General features: G+C 64.5%; 16 protein-coding genes. 8 read left to right on the top strand and 8 right to left on the bottom strand.

Annotated elements, in window-relative coordinates:
* Nucleotides 1-56: 56 nt before the first annotated feature.
* The 7 genes from KXR83_RS07310 (at nucleotide 57) to KXR83_RS07280 (ending at nucleotide 9,452) form a co-directional block, all read left to right on the top strand.
* Nucleotides 57-968 carry an aldose 1-epimerase family protein gene (locus tag KXR83_RS07310; protein WP_437424255.1) on the top strand — a complete coding sequence of 304 codons (912 nt, stop codon included), beginning with the start codon at nucleotides 57-59 and terminating at the stop codon, nucleotides 966-968.
* A 10-nt stretch (nucleotides 969-978) separates the two neighbouring features.
* Entirely contained in the window at nucleotides 979-1,908 is a 930-nt protein-coding gene (locus KXR83_RS07305) for a carbohydrate kinase family protein (RefSeq protein WP_437424254.1), read from the top strand.
* 100 nt (nucleotides 1,909-2,008) lie between these two features.
* Nucleotides 2,009-3,331, top strand: coding sequence for a citrate synthase (locus tag KXR83_RS07300; RefSeq protein ID WP_437424253.1), 1,323 nt, complete (start codon nucleotides 2,009-2,011; stop codon nucleotides 3,329-3,331).
* 3 nt (nucleotides 3,332-3,334) lie between these two features.
* Entirely contained in the window at nucleotides 3,335-3,694 is a 360-nt protein-coding gene (locus KXR83_RS07295) for an FKBP-type peptidyl-prolyl cis-trans isomerase (protein ID WP_023960055.1), read from the top strand.
* Nucleotides 3,695-3,845: 151 nt separating this feature from the next.
* Nucleotides 3,846-5,390, top strand: coding sequence for an alpha-amylase family glycosyl hydrolase (locus KXR83_RS07290; protein WP_437424252.1), 1,545 nt, complete (start codon nucleotides 3,846-3,848; stop codon nucleotides 5,388-5,390).
* Nucleotides 5,391-8,063 carry an MGH1-like glycoside hydrolase domain-containing protein gene (locus KXR83_RS07285; protein ID WP_437424251.1) on the top strand — a complete coding sequence of 891 codons (2,673 nt, stop codon included), beginning with the start codon at nucleotides 5,391-5,393 and terminating at the stop codon, nucleotides 8,061-8,063.
* Nucleotides 8,064-8,102: 39 nt separating this feature from the next.
* Complete coding sequence (locus tag KXR83_RS07280) at nucleotides 8,103-9,452, top strand: cryptochrome/photolyase family protein (protein ID WP_437424250.1); 1,350 nt, start codon at nucleotides 8,103-8,105, stop codon at nucleotides 9,450-9,452.
* A gap of 56 nt (nucleotides 9,453-9,508) precedes the next feature.
* Here KXR83_RS07280 and KXR83_RS07275 read toward each other — a convergent pair whose 3' ends face one another.
* The 4 genes from KXR83_RS07275 to KXR83_RS07260 all read right to left on the bottom strand — a co-directional run bounded on the left by KXR83_RS07275 (nucleotide 9,509) and on the right by KXR83_RS07260 (nucleotide 13,246).
* Nucleotides 9,509-10,567, bottom strand: coding sequence for an ABC transporter substrate-binding protein (locus KXR83_RS07275; RefSeq protein ID WP_437424249.1), 1,059 nt, complete (start codon nucleotides 10,565-10,567; stop codon nucleotides 9,509-9,511).
* Nucleotides 10,568-10,713: 146 nt separating this feature from the next.
* Nucleotides 10,714-11,589, bottom strand: coding sequence for an ABC transporter permease (locus KXR83_RS07270; RefSeq protein WP_437424248.1), 876 nt, complete (start codon nucleotides 11,587-11,589; stop codon nucleotides 10,714-10,716).
* A complete protein-coding gene (locus tag KXR83_RS07265) occupies nucleotides 11,586-12,383 on the bottom strand; it encodes an ABC transporter permease (protein WP_437424464.1) in 798 nt (265 codons plus the stop codon). Before KXR83_RS07265 ends, KXR83_RS07270 begins: the two co-directional genes overlap by 4 nt.
* Nucleotides 12,384-12,406: 23 nt before the next feature.
* The gene (locus KXR83_RS07260) at nucleotides 12,407-13,246 is read right to left on the bottom strand and encodes an ABC transporter ATP-binding protein (protein WP_437424247.1); all 840 of its coding nucleotides are present in this window, start codon (nucleotides 13,244-13,246) and stop codon (nucleotides 12,407-12,409) included.
* 146 nt (nucleotides 13,247-13,392) lie between these two features.
* Between KXR83_RS07260 and KXR83_RS07255 the strand changes: the two genes are divergently transcribed.
* Nucleotides 13,393-14,715 carry a glycosyltransferase gene (locus tag KXR83_RS07255; RefSeq protein WP_437424246.1) on the top strand — a complete coding sequence of 441 codons (1,323 nt, stop codon included), beginning with the start codon at nucleotides 13,393-13,395 and terminating at the stop codon, nucleotides 14,713-14,715.
* On the opposite strand, the gene KXR83_RS07250 is transcribed toward KXR83_RS07255, so the two are convergent.
* From KXR83_RS07250 to KXR83_RS07235, 4 genes are read right to left on the bottom strand one after another with little or no spacing between them, the layout of a single operon-like run.
* Complete coding sequence (locus KXR83_RS07250; RefSeq protein ID WP_437424245.1) at nucleotides 14,705-15,937, bottom strand: ABC transporter permease; 1,233 nt, start codon at nucleotides 15,935-15,937, stop codon at nucleotides 14,705-14,707. The genes KXR83_RS07255 and KXR83_RS07250 overlap by 11 nt on opposite strands.
* Nucleotides 15,934-16,830 (bottom strand): ABC transporter ATP-binding protein, encoded by an 897-nt coding sequence (locus KXR83_RS07245; RefSeq protein WP_437424244.1) that lies wholly within the window; start codon nucleotides 16,828-16,830, stop codon nucleotides 15,934-15,936. Before KXR83_RS07245 ends, KXR83_RS07250 begins: the two co-directional genes overlap by 4 nt.
* A complete protein-coding gene (locus KXR83_RS07240; protein WP_437424243.1) occupies nucleotides 16,827-17,453 on the bottom strand; it encodes a hypothetical protein in 627 nt (208 codons plus the stop codon). Before KXR83_RS07240 ends, KXR83_RS07245 begins: the two co-directional genes overlap by 4 nt.
* Nucleotides 17,450-17,725 carry a helix-turn-helix transcriptional regulator gene (locus KXR83_RS07235; protein WP_023959804.1) on the bottom strand — a complete coding sequence of 92 codons (276 nt, stop codon included), beginning with the start codon at nucleotides 17,723-17,725 and terminating at the stop codon, nucleotides 17,450-17,452. The genes KXR83_RS07240 and KXR83_RS07235 overlap by 4 nt, the downstream gene beginning before the upstream one ends.
* Nucleotides 17,726-17,761: the final 36 nt, after the last annotated feature.

The raw sequence follows: 17,761 nt of genomic DNA, 5'->3' as shown, positions 1-17,761 counted from the left end.
TTTGCCGGGGCGACAACTTCGCATCGCGACCACAGGTGGCGGCTAAGCTGACCGATGTGGCCGGGCACAGCATCGAAGCGGATGGATACAGCGCACAGATCGCCGCGACCGGCGCCGGGCTCCGGGCTGTCAGATGGCGCGGCCGACTCCTCACCGAGACCTGGGACATCGAACCCGGGGTCAAGCCGCCGCTCTCGTGCGGATTGGTGCTCTCGCCCTGGCCGAACCGCACCGGCGACGGCCGATACACCTTCGACGGCACGTCGTACGAGCTCCCCATCACCGAAGCCGGGCGGAACAACGCCAACCATGGCTTCGTGCGGATGGTGGACTGGAATGTCCTCGACCAGACCTCGACGTCGGTCACCCTCGGCGTCGCCGTGGGGCAGCATCCGGGTTGGCCGTTCGACCTCCAGCTGACCGCCACCTACGCGGTGGGGCCCGATGGGCTCACGGTCACCCACACCACCACCAACACCGGGACCATCCGCGCGCCTTACGCATTGGGCCAGCACACGTTCGTCCGCGTGGGCGACGTGCCGGCCGACAACTGCTCACTGCAGCTGGCTGCGGCGAAGTACCAGCCACTCGACGCCGAACGCCAACTCCCCGACGGTGACCCGGTCGACGTCGCCGGCACCGAGTTCGACTTCCGGACACCACGACCGGTCGAGGGAGTGTGGCTCGACACCCCGTTCACCGCGATGGCGGATGACGACGGCATCATCACCCATCGCCTGATCGGCTCGGACGGGACCACCGAACTGTGGACCGACCTCAACTTCTCGTGGGTCCAGGCCTTCACCGCCGACCCGGGCCACGACCAGCCGTACCCCGGTCGCGGCAGGGCCGTGGCCATCGAACCGATGACCGCACCGCCCAACGCGCTTGCCACCGGGACCGATCTGATCGTGCTCGAACCGGGCCAGATCTGGACCGGCCGCTGGGGCCTGCGATTCCGGGAATGAGGGTGGCGCCGTGAGAGAAATCGTCGTGTGTGGAGAAGCGCTGGTGGACCTGGTGCCGTCTGCACCCGGTGCGCTCAGTCCGCTGACACCGGCCTTGGGTGGCGGTCCGTTCAACGCCGCGATCACCTTGGGCCGGCTCGGGTCCGCGGTGTCGTTGTGCTCGCGGGTGTCCACCGACGCGTTCGGCGATGCCCTCGCCGATGCACTTCGTTCCGCCGGCGTGAATCTCTCTCTGCTGCAACGTGGTCCAGAACCGACCACGCTTGCTCTCACCAGCATCGGCGACGACGGATCGGCGCAGTACAACTTCTATCTTCAAGGCACCGCCGACCGCTTGGTCGCCGATCCGGGTGAGCTGCCGCGCACGGTCGCCGCCCTCGCTTTCGGAACCTTGTCGATGGTGCTCGAACCCGGCGCGAGCGCCTACGAGAAACTCCTGCACCGCAGTCATGGTGAGGGCCGCCTCACGTTGCTCGACCCCAACATCCGCGCCGGTGTGATCGATGACCCCGACGCCTACCGCAAGCGCTTTGCCTCGTGGTTGCCGTCGCTCGACATCGTCAAGGTGTCCGACGACGACGCCGAATGGCTGGTCGAGGGCGCCGCCGGAACAGATCCGGACAGCTGGATCGAAGCCGGCGTGGGCGCTGTTGTCATCACGCACGGGGGCGATGGACTCAGTGTTCGCACGCCCGACCTCACCGCGCGTGTACCCGGCCGGAGAGTCGATGTGATCGACACCATAGGGGCTGGTGACACGATTTGTGGCGCCCTGCTGCACTGGCTGGGAACGCACCGCTTCCTCGACCCCGCACTGCTCCGCACGATGACCGAAAACGACTGGTCAGAGGCCCTGCAGTTCGCCGCCCGGGCAGCTGCGATCACCGTGTCGCGGCCCGGCGCGGACCCTCCGTGGGCGGGCGAGCTTGAAACCGACTAGGTTGTTAACCGGGTCGCACGATCGTTACGACGACCCCGGAGGTAAAACACCTGCACCGGTTCACGAGACCGGTGCAGCCCGTCGAAAAGGGGAGGACCAAGTGTCCGCCGAAACAGTGTCCGCCAACGGATCGGCAGCGGAGGCCAAGGCCACGTTCACCTATCCCGGCGGCGAGATCAAGCTTCCCATCGTCGAAGCGACAGAAGGTGCCAACGGCGTCGGGCTCGGGAAGTTCCTCGCCGAGACCGGACTCACCACGTTCGACGGTGGTTTCGTCAACACGGCGTCCACCAAGTCGGCGATCACGTACATCGACGGCGATGCCGGGATCCTGCGCTACCGCGGATACCCCATCGAGCAGTTGGCGAAGGGATCGAGCTTCCTCGAGGTCAGCTACCTCCTGATCAACGGCGAGCTCCCGACCCCGTCCGAACTCGACGAGTTCACCAACAAGATCAGCCGCCACACGCTGCTGCACGAAGACCTCAAGCGCTTCTTCGACGGGTTCCCGCGCAACGCGCACCCCATGCCGGTGCTGTCCAGCGCAGTTAACGCCCTGAGCGCGTACTACCAGGATTCCCTGGACCCGAAAGATCCCGAGCAGGTCGAGCTTTCGACCATCCGCCTGCTGGCGAAGCTGCCCACCATCGCGGCGTACGCATACAAGAAGTCCACCGGACAGCCGTTCCTGTACCCGGACAACTCGCTGAACCTGGTCGAGAACTTCCTGCGGATGACGTTCGGTTTCCCCGCGGAGCCCTACGAGGTCAACCCCGACGTGGTCAAGGCTCTCGACATGCTGTTCATCCTGCACGCCGACCACGAGCAGAACTGCTCCACGTCCACGGTTCGCCTGGTCGGGTCGTCGCAGGCCAACTTGTTCACCTCGATCTCCGGTGGCATCAACGCACTCTGGGGCCCGCTGCACGGCGGTGCCAACCAGGCCGTGCTCGAGATGCTCGACGACATCAAGGCCTCCGGTGGCGACACCAAGGAGTTCATGAACAAGGTCAAGAACAAAGAAGACGGCGTCAAGCTCATGGGCTTCGGGCACCGGGTCTACAAGAACTACGACCCGCGGGCCGCGATCGTCAAGGAGACCGCCGACCAGATCTTGGAGCTCCTCGGCGTCAACGACGATCTCCTCGACATCGCCAAGGGGCTCGAAGAAGTGGCCCTGAGCGACGATTACTTCATCTCGCGCAAGCTGTACCCGAACGTGGATTTCTACACCGGTTTGATCTACCGCGCGATGGGGTTCCCCACCCGGATGTTCACCGTGCTGTTCGCACTCGGCCGGCTACCCGGCTGGATCGCGCACTGGCGTGAGATGAACGCCGACCCGACCGGGAAGATCGGCCGTCCCCGGCAGATCTACACCGGATACACCGAACGTGACTACCTGAATATGGATCAGCGCTGAACCATGACAAAACCTGAGATCGAGTTCCCCCAAGGCCCCGCACCCACCGAACTGGTGAGCACCGACCTGGTGATCGGTGACGGCGACGTCGCTGTTGCCGGTGGAGTGGTCGACGTCCACTACGTCGGCGTTGAGTACGAGACAGGCGAGGAGTTCGACTCTTCGTGGAACCGCGGCCAGTCCGCCAACTTCCCGCTCGACCGGCTGATTCCGGGCTGGCAGGAAGGTATCCCCGGCATGAAGGTCGGCGGCCGCCGCCAGCTCACCGTGCCTCCCGAGCTCGCTTACGGGCCCGAGGGTGCCGGACACCGGCTGTCGGGTAAGACGCTGATCTTCGTGATCGATCTGCTCGGCGTTTCCTAGGTTCCGGTAAGCATCTTCGCAGCAGCCCTGCACGGTCACCGTGCGGGGCTGTTTGCTGTGTGCAGCACCCACCCGGTCTTCCTCGGTGAACGGGCGATGATCTCCCGGCGTTCACCGCCACCGACGGGATTGTGCGCGATAGGTTTACGGGGTGATCGCGCACCCGTTCATCTACGAGATCAACACGTGGCCGTGGCTCGACGAGCTCAGCAGGAGGTGCGGTCGGCGCGTCGAACTGGGTGATGTTCCCGGCGAGGTGTGGGACACGATCGCGGCGTCCGGGGCTGATGCGGTGTGGCTGATGGGGGTGTGGCAGCGCAGCCCGGCCGGTGTCGCGATCGCCAGAGCGGACGAGGCCCTGGTGCAACACTGCCGGGACATTCTGCCCGACTTCACCATCGACGACATCGTCGGTTCGCCGTACTGCATCCGTGGATACGAGGTGGACCCGATGCTCGGCGGCCCCGACGGGCTGGCGTCGGCACGGCAGGCCCTTGCCGACCGCGGGATGCGCTTGATCTTGGACTTCGTGCCCAACCACGTTGCGCCCGACCACTCGTGGACCACCGCGCACCCGGAGTTCTTCGTCGGCGGCACCGCCGATGACCTGCGCGAGGAACCGGCGTCTTTCATCGAGGTCGGCGACAAGGTACTCGCGAACGGCCGCGACCCCTACTTCCCCGCGTGGCCCGACGTTGTGCAACTCAACGCCTTCTCCACCGAGTTGCGTGCGGCCGTCATCACCACCCTCACGCGGATCGCCGAACAGTGTGATGGCGTCCGGTGCGACATGGCGATGCTGATGATGAACGACGTGTTCGGCAGAACCTGGGGCGAGCGCGCGGGAGAAGTTCCGGCGCAGGAGTATTGGCCACTCGTGATCGGAGCGGTGCGGTCGATACACCCCGACTTCACATTCCTCGCGGAGGCGTACTGGGGCCTCGAGGCCGCCCTGCAGGAGCAGGGATTCGACTACTGCTACGACAAGGGTCTGTACGACCGCTTCGTCGAAGGCGGCGACGCCGCCACGGTCAGAAGGCAACTCGATGCCGAGCCGGACCATCTCAGCCGGCTCGTCCGATTCCTCGAAAATCACGACGAGCCCAGGGCTGCCTCGGTGTTTTCGCTCGAAAAGCACAAGATCGCGGCAGTCACGTCGTTCACCCAGCCCGGCGCGAGGTTGATCTACGACGGCCAGTTCGAGGGTCGGCGCGTACATCTCCCTGTGCAACTGGGCCGCAGCCCGGTGGAGGAGGTCGACAACGAGCTGCTCGACTTCTATGGCCGGCTGATGAACATTCTGCGCGACAACACTTTTCGATTCGGATCGTGGGCCACGTCCGAGATCACCGGATGGGCCGACAACTCCACAACAGCGGATCTGCTGGCGTGGACCTGGCACGGGGATACCCGCTGGCTCGTCGTGGTGAACCTCGGCGACCAGGTCGCCAGTGGCATGGTTCGAGCACGATGGGACGGTCTTGGGGCACTGGACTCGCAGCACGTCACGCAGGATATGCAGGTCGACGAGGTCGACCTCGTCGACGACACCCGTGACCTGCGGTATCGCCGGAGTGCCGCCGATCTGGCCGACGGCCTGTTCGTCGAGCTGGGCCCCATGCTGTGGCATCTGTTCCGCGTGGAGCCGGTCCCTGCGGAGAGCACCTCCGATGATGCTGAACGCGAGGCGATCTGAGTGAACGGGCAACATCGCCGGCCGGGTGGCACGGCCGAGCATCGGCGTCTCGCCGAAGCCACCGGTCGTCTCGAAGACGGGTTGCACGATGCGAACCCGTGGTACCTGTGGGGTCCGTACCTGTCCGAGCGGGCATGGGGGACGGTGCGCGAGGATTACAGCGACGACGGAAACGCATGGGACTACTTCCCGCATGACCATGCGCGTTCCCGTGCTTACCGCTGGAACGAAGACGGTATGGCCGGGATCTCCGACATCGGGCACGAGTTCTGCCTGTCGTTGGCATTGTGGAACGGCGCCGACCCCATCCTCAAAGAACGCATGTTCGGGCTCACCGGCCCGCAGGGCAATCACGGTGAAGACGTCAAAGAATACTGGTGGTATCTGCAGGGGTTGCCGAGTCATGCTCTGCTGCAGTGGCGTTACCACTACCCGCAGGCGGCGTTCCCCTATGAACAACTGGTGGCGGAGAACGCCCGGCGTGGACGCGACGACTTCGAGTACGAGTTGCTCGACACCGGGGTCTTCGACGATGGCCGCTACTGGGTTGTCGACGTCACCTATGCCAAAGCCGGTCCCACCGACATCCTGATGACCATCAGCGTCACCAACAACGGCGCGGACGACGCGTCGATCGACGTGCTGCCCACCGGCTGGTTCCGGAACACCTGGCGAGCCGCGGGCGAGGAGAACATCCCGGGTTTGGCCGCCGACGGTGATGCGGTGGTACTCGAGCACGCCCGGTTCGACGGCTACCGACTGCGGGCAGCGCCGGCAAGCGACGGAACCGTGCCGCGAGTGCTGTTCTGCGACAACGAGACCAACAATCCCAAGATCTTCGGCGGTGACCCGGTCACTCCGTACCCGAAAGACGGGATCAACGACCATGTGGTCGCGGGCGCTGCGACGGTCAATCCGGCGCAACGCGGAACCAAGGCCGCCTGGTGGTACCACCTGGACGTGCCCGCGGGACACACGGTGCAGGCGCGGGTGCGGTTGTCCGGCCCGGACGACGCCGGCTCCCATGAAAGTGACTGGGCGGGAGACGACTTCGGCAGAATTGCCGCGCAGAGGCAAAGCGAGGCGGACGAGTTCTATACCGCCATCGGCCCGGATCTCGACACCGAGCAGATGCGGATCCTCACCCAGGCCGCCGCGGGGTTGATCTGGAGCAAGCAGATGTACTCCTATCAGGTCGGGCGATGGCTCGACGGCGATCCCGCGGAGCCGCCACCCCCACCAGGACATCGGCACGGTCGCAACACCGATTGGCGACACCTCGATGCCTTCGACATCCTGGCGATGCCGGACCCGTGGGAGTATCCGTGGTTTGCCGCCTGGGACCTGGCTTTTCACTCCATCTCGTGGGCGCATCTGGATCCGGCGTTCGCGAAGTATCAGTTGATCGTTCTCCTGCGGGAGTGGTTCCTGCACCCCAATGGTGCTCTGCCCGCCTATGAGTGGAGTTTCGACGACGTCAACCCGCCGGTGCATGCCCTCGCGGCGCTGCGGGTGTTCAACATCGACGGCGGCACCGACATCGAGTTCCTCGAACGGGTCTTCCAGAAACTGCTGCTCAACTTCACCTGGTGGGTGAACCGACAGGATCCGAACGGCAACAACGTATTCGGTGGCGGGTTCCTCGGACTCGACAACATCAGTCCGGTCGACCGCTCACACCTGCCGCCGGGCACCACACTCGAACAGTCCGACGGCACGGGGTGGATGGCGTTCTATGCCGAGGCCATGTTGGGCATTGCGCTGGCACTGGCCGACCACGACCCGGTCTACGAGGACATGGTGATCAAGTTCCTCGAGCACTTCACGTTGATCGCGCAGTCGCTCAAGGAATCCGGCCTCTACAACGTGGAAGACGGCTTCTACTACGACCGGCTGACCGACCCTGACGGAACCTGTGAGTCCATCAAGGTGCAGAGTCTGGTCGGTCTGATCCCGGCGCTGGCCGCGGCGGAGATCCCTGCGCGCAATGCCAAGCGGATGAGCAGGTTACGGAAACGGTTCACCCGGCGGTTCGCGGCTCTCGGCATCGGGGAGGCACAATCGTGGCGGATCCGCACCGACGACGACAAGCCGCGCATCCTGCTCTCGGTGCTGTCTGCCGACCAGTTGCGGTCGCTGATGCGCACGGTGTTCGACGAGGACGCATTGCTCTCCGATCATGGTCTGCGCTCGTTGTCGAAGAAGTACAGCGAGCCGTACACGTTGCCCGGCGCCACCGGCGCGGTCATCGACTACGAGCCCGCGGAGTCGCGGACCGCCATGTACGGCGGCAACTCGAATTGGCGGGGACCGGTGTGGTTCCCGATCAACTACCTGGCGATCCGGGCACTGGTGCAATACGGGCGCTTCTTCGGCCCCGAGGCGACGATGGCGTACCCCACCGGGGCGGACGCCGACTCCGACTTCTTCGAGATCGCCCAAGACCTGGCGGACCGACTGGTGTCGATCTGGTTGCCCGACGCGGACGGACGCCGTCCCGTGTACGGCGGAACGGAGATCTTCCAGACAGACCCCGCGTGGAAAGACAACCTGTTGTTCAACGAGTACTTCCACGGAGACAACGGGGCCGGTCTCGGTGCGAGTCACCAAACGGGGTGGACGGCGCTGGTCATCGACCTGCTGCTGCATCCACCGAAGCATTCGCGACATTGATGTACCACCCTTCGCCGTTGTTTTCGGCAGGATGGGTGAATGGACCAACAACCGATCCTGCTCTGGCTTCGTCGCGACCTGCGGCTGGGTGATCTGCCCCCGCTGCTGGCCGCCGAGGGCAGGCGCGTCCTGGCCTGCTTTGTTCTCGACCCCAAACTCGAGGCGTCGTCGGGCGATCGACGACTGGCGTTCTTGTTCGAGTCGCTCCGTGATCTGCACAACCAGCTCGACGGCAGACTCCTGGTCGTCCGTGGCGCGCCCGAGGAACAGATTCCCGCCCTCGCGAAGGTCATCGACGCCGAGGCGGTGCACATCACCGCCGACTTCGCCCCGTACGGACGTCGCCGCGACCGCAAGGTGGCCGAAGCGCTGGGCGACGTGCCGCTGCGCGCCGAAGGATCGCCCTACGCGGTGACGCCCGGTCGCGTTCGCAAAGACGACGGCGAGCCCTACCGGGTGTTCACCCCCTACTTCCGTACGTGGAAAGCACACGGATGGCGGGAGCCGGCCGACACCGGAGTGGAGTCCGCAGACTGGATCGACCCCGGTGACGTCGCAGGTGTCGAGTCCATCGACATTCCCGACCCGCCGGCCACACTCGACATCCCTGCCGGCGAGCATGCCGCGCACGAGCGTTTCGCCGAGTTCATCGCCGATGGCGTGCTCGGTTACGAGCAGGACCGCAACCGGCCCGACCTCGAGGCGTCCAGCCGGATGTCGGCGTATCTGAAGTACGGCAACATCCATCCGCGGGCGATGCTTGTCGAACTCGACAAGTCCGAGGGTTCCGGACAGGCCGCCTACGTCAGGGAATTGGCGTTCCGGGACTTCTATGCCGATGTGCTGTATCAGCGACGGGACTCGGTGTGGTGGAACCTGAACAAGAAGTTCGATGCGATGCAGCACGATTCGGGATCGGACGCCGATGCGGACTTCGATGCCTGGCGCGAAGGAAAGACGGGATTCCCGATCGTCGACGCGGGTATGCGTCAGCTCTCGGGGAGTGGGTTCATGCACAATCGGCTGCGCATGATCGTCGCCTCATTCCTGGTGAAGGACCTCCATCTGCCGTGGCAGCGCGGCGCCGCATGGTTCCTCGATCAACTCATCGACGGTGACATGGCGAGCAACCAGCACGGTTGGCAGTGGGTTGCGGGGTCGGGAACCGATGCGGCACCGTACTTTCGAGTGTTCAACCCCACCACGCAGGGCAAGAAGTTCGATCCCTCCGGGGATTACGTACGCCGCTGGGTTCCCGAGCTCCGCCCCATTCCGGGTAGCGCTGTCCACGAACCCGGCGCACTGCGGCCCGACGACTACCCCGAGCCGATCGTGGACCACTCGGCACAACGCCGGGTCGCCTTGGATCGCTACAACCAGCTCGACTGAATCCCACGAGCGTGCCCTTTCGGCGTCAACGGGTGAAAGGGCACGCTGGGGGAATGTCAGATCGGCTTCTTCAGCTCCGGGTTCTCCGCGTAGATTTCGTTGACGATCGTCATGTCGAAGATGTCGGCCGGCTTGATGTCGTAGCCCGCCTTGGCAAGCGCTTCGATGTTCAGGTCGATCAGCTCATCTGACATCGTCAGCAGGCCATTGGCTTTGGTCTCGTCCGACACCACCAGGGTGTTCTGGGCTTCGGCTTCCTTGGTCTGCTCGCCGAGTTCGAGGCCGAGGTCCTTGCCGTACTTGGTGACGGCCAGTTCGGCCGACTTGGCCGGGTCGGCCACTGCGTCGTACCAGCCCTGGATGTCGGCCTTGATGAAGGCTTTGAGCTTGTCGCGTTCGTTGTCGATGGTCTCCTGCCGGACCACGAGGGTCTCGGCGACGAGGGGCAGATTGAAGTCGGCGAACAGGAAGTTCGCGTTGGGGAAACCGCCCTCTGCCAACGTGATCGGCTCATTGGTGACATACGAGACCCAGCCGTCGACCTCACCTTTGGTCAGTGGGGTCGGGTCGTACTGCACGGTGATTTTCTGAATGTCCGAGTCGGTCATGCCATTTGCGGTGAGCAGTGCCTTGAAGACGTTCTCGTTTGACGCCTGGACGCCGATCTTCTTGCCCTTCATCTCCTGGGGACTAAGGATCGGGCTACCCGCCGACGACACGATGCAGAAGGGATTCTTCTGGAAGGTCGCGGCGACGGTCTTGAGCTTGGCGCCCTGCAGGATCACGGGAGCGGTCAGCTGCGGGGCGGTCATGCCTATCCACACCTTGTTCGACGTCAGGCCCGTCTCCACACCTGTGCCCGGTCCGCCGCCGGTGATCAGTTCAGGGGTGCCGAGTCCGGCGGCTTCGTAGTAGCCGTTCTCGATGGCGAAGTACTCGCCGGCGAACTCGATGTTCTTCTGCCACGACAACTGCACCTTGGGATTGGTGGTGCTGTTCCCACCGCTGTCGCTGCTGCCGGAACTGCAGGCGGCGAGAACACTGGCGCTTCCGACAGCGCCACCGGCGATCAGGGAGTACCGAAGGAAGGATCGGCGGTCGAACGTGTAAGCCATGTGCAGACTCCTGTTTTCAGTGAACGTCGGCGGTACTTCAGATCGAGATCCGCCTTCGGCAGAACTTAAGGTGGCGCGGTTTCGGCCACATTGCGCACGTGCGTTTGTTTGTAACGAGTTGTGAAACTGCGCCACCGGCCGCTGATCTACGTCGGTGTGGTGCCCATCTGCGCCAGCACGAGCTTCTCGGCGACACCGACAAACGCATAGAGCACGATGGACGCGACCGTGATGACCAGCACCGACGCCCACAGCTCGTTGTAGGCCGCCGCGGGCAACGCCTGCTGCAGCGTGGCGCCCAAACCCTTGTTGGTGCCCAGCCATTCGGCAACGGTGGCACCGATCATGGCGCCGGGCACCGAGACCTTGGCCGCGGCGAACAGCGCTGGAACGGCCGAGGGCAAGGCCGCCATCCTCATGGCCGTCAGGCGGGTTCCGCCGTAGGCCACGATGACGTCGTTGATCTGCCGCGGAGCATTTGCCAGGCCGGTCATGATCATCACCAACGCGGGGAAGAACACCACGATCCCGCCCATCACCGCAACGACGGCAACACCGCGCCCCACCACAAGCGTGATCAGCGGGGTCATCGCCACCAGCGGTACCGACCGCAGCAACATGGCGATCGGCATGAACGTCTGGGCAACCGGGCGGAACATCACGAACAACGCGGCGGCGACCACTGCTGCGCCCATACCGCAGACGAACCCGATTCCGGCGTCCTTCAGCGTGATCCACAGATTGTCGAGGATCGCGCTGCGGTCTGCCGAGGCCGTCGGGTCGGTGAACAGGTAGTGGAACACGTCCACCGGCGTCTTGCCGATGATCGGGCCGATGTCCGGGTACGCCAGCAGGAACAACCACCAGATGACCAGGATCAAGAAGAACGAGATCACCAGGGAGCCGATGAACTTGGCGATCTCCCAGGCGATCGCCTTGCCGTTGCCGGCGTTCGCCCGGGCGGCTGCGGCCGCGGGAACCGGCGCGCTCGGCGGAGCCTGGGACGTGGTGGTGGCGGTCATTTGCTGCCTGCCATTCCGGTGCTGTAGCGGGTGACGAAGACCGAGAAGAACGCCACGATGCCGTAACCGATGCCGGCGACTGCTCCCGCGACGAGAGCGATCGCCCACACGGCCGGGATGTCGCCGCTTTGCTGGGCGATGATGAGTGCCGGCCCCGCACCCTTTTCCGGCATGGCCAGGAACTCACCGAGCACGGCACCGAGAACAGCTGCCGGTGCGGCGATCTTCAACGCCCCGAAGGTGCTGGGCAGTGCTGAGATGATGCGTACGCGTACCAGCTGCGAAAAGGTCCCTCCGCCATAGACTTTGACGAGGTCGAGGCTTGCCTGATGTGGCGATCGCAGGCCCGACAACGTTCCGATCATCGTGGTGAAGAACACCGAGATCGCCGCGAGGAACACGATCATGGTCTGTACCTCGGCGAACGCCACCTGCACGATGGGCGCCACCGCGATGATCGGCGTGCAGTAGCTGATGATGGCCAGCTGTGTGGCCACACCCTCGATCAACGGGATGATCACCACCAGCAGCGCCAGGCCGATGGCGAGTACGTTGCCCCACAGAAACCCTCGCAGGGACAGTTCGATCGTGGGTGTGAAGTTGTTGATGTAGTAGTCCCACCCCTTGTCCCCGATGGCGTCGATGACGGCCAGCGGGGTGGGGATGGTGCCTTTGAACCACTCGAAGTACCCGGCCATCGTCCAGATGATCAGGACCGCGACAATGCCTATCGCCCCTGCACCCCAGCGCTTCCCGGCCAGTTGCGCCCGACCGGTGAGTTGCGTGCCGCCCATCCCTTTGCCTGCCGTCAGGGTGGTCACGCGACGCCCGCCGATCCCTTGTTGCCGAACAGCAGGCCGCTCAGGTGGTCGTGTAGGGCGTGGAACTCCGGGGTCCGCATCATGTCGGGTACCCGCGGGCGGGGCAGGTCGATGGTGACCGTCTCCAGGACCCGCCCTGGCCGGGGACTCATCACGGCGACAACATCGGAGAGGAACACCGCCTCGGCGATGCCGTGGGTGACCATCAGTGTGGTGGCCGGCTTCTCGGTCCAGATGCGCAGCAGCTCGATGTTCAGGCGCTGGCGGGTCATGTCGTCGAGGGCACCGAACGGTTCGTCGAGCAACAGCGCTGTGGGTTTGACGACCAGAGCGCGGGCGATGGATACGCGCTGACGCATACCGCCGGACAGGGTGGCCGGTTTGGCCTTCTCGAAGCCCTTGAGGCCGACCAGGTCGATCAGCTCGTCGATGAAACCCTTGTCGACGGAGATGCCCGCGACCTGCAACGGCAGCTTGATGTTCGATTCGACGCTGCGCCACGGCAGCAGCGCGGAGTCCTGGAAGGCGATGCCCAGCCCGTGTTGTGACTGCAGTTCTTTTGGTGAGCGCCCATTCATCAGCGCCGTGCCCGCAGTCGCCTCTTCGAGACCCGCCAGGATGCGCAGGACCGTGGATTTCCCGCATCCCGATGGCCCGAGAAGCGACAGGAACGCGCCTTCCGAGGTCTGCAGGTCGACGTTGTCGAGCGCGGTCACCGACGACCCGCCCCGCAGTCCCGCGGACTTGAACTCCTTGGTCAGCCCGGAGATGTTGATACCGGTGCCCAGCGGCCGGGCAGCCTTGGGTGCGGTGGGCGATTCGTCCGTAACACTCATCGACGGAGAGTCAGCGTGGGTCATATCGGGCGACGCTAGGCGTCTGGAGTTTCTTCGCGGTTACACCCGCGTTACCGCGATCATCCGGACCTAACCGTGGCCTCATCCACGCAGCGACAACGGTTTTCGTTGTCTATCGTGCGGGCATGAGATTGGTGTTGATGTTCTACGGGAGCCGCGGCGACATCCAGCCGGGTCTGGCCTTCGGGCTCGAACTGCAGCGTCGCGGCCACGACGTCAGGATGGTGGTGCCGCCGAACTACGTCCCGCTCGCCCGGGATCTCGGCCTGATCGCATATGCGGTGGGTTCGGACACCGCCTCGGTGTGGGACAGCCCGCGAGGGCAGGAGATCCTGCGGACCAAGAACCCATACACCAAGCTGCGGCTGGCCGGCGCGGCGATCAAGGAGGGTTTCGCGGCGTTCGACGCTGACGCGGTGGATCTGCTCACCGGACCCGATGCCGAACTCACCGGCGTGGACGGTGTGGTGAGCGGACCCCTGTGTCAGGAACGGATGTACTCGATCGCCGAGAAACTAGGCGTGCCGTTCTCGGTGCTGCGTTTCGGACCGTTCTCCGAGAACGGAGTGGTGGGCGCCGTTCCCGGAGTTGCCCTGCCAGGTCCGGCTGCGGTCAACCGTGCGTCGTGGAAGCTGACCGACGCGCTGGGGTTCATGGCCGGGCGAGGTGCGGAGAACTCGTTCCGATCCAGGCTCGGATTACCTGCCGTGCAGCAGTCGCTCCATCAGAGATTGATGGCAAGCGGGGTTCTTCAGATCCAGGCCTACGACCCGGCGTTGTTCCCCGGTCTGGTCGAGGAATGGGGCGATCGCAAGCCAGTCGTCGGGTACCTCGACCTTCCCGCCGATGCGCGAGGTGAAGCCGCCGGGAATGTCGGGACAACGCAGGCGGATACCGGCGCTCTGGATCAGTGGCTGGCAGCAGGTGATGCACCGGTCTTCGTCACGGTGGGCAGTGTGCCGGTTCTCGATCCGGACGCACTCACCCGGGTGATCACCGAAGCCTGTGCGGCGGTTGGTGTCCGCGCGCTGATCACGATGAAAGGACGGACCACCGGACCCGACCCGTTGGATGACGGAGTGTTCTTCGCCGAATCGCTCGATCACGCGTCCGTGCTGCCACGGTGCCGCGCCGCGGTGCATCACGGTGGGGCGGGAACCACCGCTGCGGGACTGCGGGCGGGTCTGCCCACGATGATCTGCCACGGTGGCGCCGACCAGGCGTACTGGGGCAGGCAGGTGAAAACCCTTGGCCTCGGGACATTCTGCCGGCTGAAGGGTTTGACCGCCGAGCGGTTGGTGGCCGGCCTCGAGGTGATCCTCGACCCTGCTGTCAGTACACGAGTAGCGGCGGTCGCCGGTGCATTGATCGCACCTGACGCCGCCGCCACGCATGCTGCCCAACTCGTCGAGGACCGTTTCGGGGTGACTCGTCCGGTCAGCCCTTGATGGCTTCCTTCCACTTCACGCGGGCACCTGTGCGCAGGATGTTGCGCTGGTAGATGCGGGCTGCGAGCCATGCCGCCACCGCGCAGGCGATCATCATCAGGACGATGGTGACGATCACCTGGACCACCGTCGCGTCGCCCGTTGCTATCCGCACCGGCATGATCGACGCCGAGAACGGCGGTATCCATGCCAGGGTCTGCATCAACGTGCTGTCGAGGGAGCCGATGCCGAAGTAGGCCGAGTACACAACCGCCATCGCGAGAATGGTGAGCGGGGCCGAACTCGAGCCCAGTTCCTCCTGTCTCGACACCACTGCGCCCGTTGCGGCGTACAAGGTTGCGAAGAAGACGAAGCCCAGCACGAACCAGACGACAACCGCGGCGAACATCGAGCCTGCCGCCGTGGGCACGTTGAGAATGCCGGTGGCGAGGGCGGCTACGAGCGCGGTACCGCCCAACAGGACCACCTGCGCAAAAGCCATCAATCCGATGCCGACGATCTTGCCCCACAACAGATGTAGCGGTTTGATCGTTGCGAGCAACAACTCGACCACCCGGGATGTCTTCTCTTCGACAACTCCCGCCGCGACCATGGAGCCGCCTTGCAGCACAGCGAACATCAGCAGTGAGACGCCGACGAGCGCCACGGCAATACGTTGTCCCTCATTCGGTTTGGCTGGATCTGTCTCGCTGACGGTGAGTGTGGAATCGGCGCTGATGGCCGACAGGTCCACGTTCTCCGCGGCCAGGGCCTTGGTCAACCCGTCCTGACTCACGGCCGTTCGCAACACACCTTCGAGGCTGCCGTCGAGGTCGTCTTTGGTGACGGCTTCGTAGTTGTTGGTTCCGGGAGCCCCGGGAACCAACGCCACCTTCACGTCGCCTTCCTTCGCTTGGGCGCGCGCCTCGTCGGCGTTGCCGATGGGCACGATCTCGATGTTCTCACCCGAGGCGTCGCCGACCGCGACGATCGTCTCCGACAACTGCGAGTTGTCGCCCACCAGTCCGACTTTCGTCGGTTTGTCGTCGCCGGTGAAGATGGAGAGAACGATGATGCCGGCGACGATGACCACCAGCAGGATCACGTTGGTGATGATGAACGACTTGGTGGCCGCGCGGGTGGTGATCTCGCGCCGGGCCACCAGATCGACGGCTCGCCACGCGCTCATCCGGCCCGAGCCGGACTTCGGGTGCTTGTTCGGATCGGAAGCGTTCACACTCATGCGGATACAACCTCTCGGAAGAGTTCGGTCAGGTCGGGTCGGGACTGGGCGAAATGTGTGACCGGCCCCGTGGCGAGGGCAGCGGTCAGAATTGCCTGCTCGTCGGTCCCCGGCGTCATGCTGACCGTGGTGATCGACCCGTTCTGGATGGTGCCGACAACCCCGGGCAGATGATCGGCCCATCCGGCAGGGGCCTGCGGTGCGCCGACGTCGAGCCGGATCTCGCCTGCCGACCGGAGTTCGTCCACGGTGCCCAGTGCCCGCATGGTGCCGGAGGAGATGATGCCGACCCGGTCACACAGGCGCTGCACCAGTTCCAGCTGGTGGCTGGAGAAGATGACCGGAACACCCTGTGCGGCCTTTTCTTTCAGCACGTCGCTCATCACGTCGACGGCGACGGGGTCCAGGCCCGAGAACGGCTCGTCGAGCACCAGCACATCAGGGCTGTGAACCAGGGCGGCCGCCAGCTGCACACGCTGCTGATTGCCGAGGCTGAGGCTGTTCACGTCATCGTCGATCCGCTCGTACACACCCAGCCGCCGTACCCAGGTCTCCACCTGGTCATCGGCTTCGGCGCGGGACAGACCGTGCAACTGTGCGAGGAACGAGAGCTGTTTACCCACCTTCATCTTGGGATACAGGCCGCGTTCTTCGGGCATGTAGCCGATGCGACGTCGCGTGTCGAGGTCGATGGGTGAGTCACCCAGCAGTACGCGACCCGAATCTGCCGACAGCACACCGAGGATGATGCGCATCGTGGTGGATTTCCCGGCACCGTTGGAACCGACGAATCCGAAGATCTCTCCGGGGGCGACGGTGAAGGACATGTTGTCGAGGGCCTTGAGGGACCCGTATCTCTTACTCAGACCGTCGACGATGAGGGGAGCGGTCACTGTTCGAATCCTCCTGATTGGCTGACGTTTTCATTGGCCACCACCTGGGGATAGGTGGCGAAGTCTTCTGGATCGGGGTCGGGTAGCCACCATCCGATCAGGCAGGTGGGAATGCAGGTGGCCCCGGCGACCAGCACGATGAGGAGCACCGCGCTGCCGTAGATCACCTGGCCGCCGACGCTGTTGTCGCCTCCGCCCGACAAGATGATGAGCACGAGGTACGGGATGAACATCGAGACCCACAGCGCGGTGTACGCGATCGATCGGGCGGCGTTGCGGCTGGCGAGTTCGAACTCGTCGAGGGCCGAGGCCGGTGCATCGCTGACGTTGCGCGTCACTGCCCGCAGCACGTAGATGAGCGGGAGCATGACAAACAAGATGAGGCCGATGAACGGCGCCGCCCACATGGTGAAGAACATGACGATTGCACTCGCGATCACCAGGATCACCGATATGACAAGCGCGACCACAAGTTTGCGGGCACTGCGCCGATTCCGCAGACGGGGGAACCGGTGGCCATAGCGACGCAGGAACTTCTCGTGTCTGCGTACCTGCCATTCCTCATACCCGCGCCACCACGCCGGTTTCGCGGACTCGGGGATCACGCTGTTCGGATCGTTCACGACGGCCCTCCATTCGTGCGATACAACTGTGTCGACATCGCGCCGAACTCGCGGCGACTGAAGACGGCCTCCACCGGGAGCCCGAACACATCGCAGATGCGAAAGGCGAGGTCGAGGCTGGGATAGTTGTCACCCCGCTCGAGCGAGCCGATGGACTGGACGTTCACGCCCACCAACTCGGCAAGTTGCGCGCGTGACATCCGGCGCTCGGCGCGTAGTACGCCGATGCGGTTGTAGATCGGCAGGTGGCCTGCCTTCTTGACCGGACTCACAGATGTAAGTGTTGGGAAAACACAACAGAATGTCAA

Origin of the sequence: Williamsia muralis (assembly GCF_051487485.1) — a bacterium.
Classification (GTDB): domain Bacteria; phylum Actinomycetota; class Actinomycetes; order Mycobacteriales; family Mycobacteriaceae; genus Williamsia; species Williamsia muralis_B.
This window is presented reverse-complemented; position numbering and strand designations above follow the sequence as displayed.

What these genes read in the sequence shown, in the direction of transcription:
- KXR83_RS07295 (WP_023960055.1), top strand. Translation starts at nt 3,335, where the DNA reads ATGACAAAACCTGAGATCGAGTTCCCCCAAGGCCCCGCACCCACCGAA.
- KXR83_RS07280 (WP_437424250.1), top strand. Translation starts at nt 8,103, where the DNA reads ATGGACCAACAACCGATCCTGCTCTGGCTTCGTCGCGACCTGCGGCTG.
- KXR83_RS07275 (WP_437424249.1), bottom strand. Translation starts at nt 10,567, where the DNA reads ATGGCTTACACGTTCGACCGCCGATCCTTCCTTCGGTACTCCCTGATC.
- KXR83_RS07270 (WP_437424248.1), bottom strand. Translation starts at nt 11,589, where the DNA reads ATGACCGCCACCACCACGTCCCAGGCTCCGCCGAGCGCGCCGGTTCCC.
- KXR83_RS07265 (WP_437424464.1), bottom strand. Translation starts at nt 12,383, where the DNA reads ATGGGCGGCACGCAACTCACCGGTCGGGCGCAACTGGCCGGGAAGCGC.
- KXR83_RS07260 (WP_437424247.1), bottom strand. Translation starts at nt 13,246, where the DNA reads ATGAGTGTTACGGACGAATCGCCCACCGCACCCAAGGCTGCCCGGCCG.
- KXR83_RS07255 (WP_437424246.1), top strand. Translation starts at nt 13,393, where the DNA reads ATGAGATTGGTGTTGATGTTCTACGGGAGCCGCGGCGACATCCAGCCG.
- KXR83_RS07250 (WP_437424245.1), bottom strand. Translation starts at nt 15,937, where the DNA reads ATGAGTGTGAACGCTTCCGATCCGAACAAGCACCCGAAGTCCGGCTCG.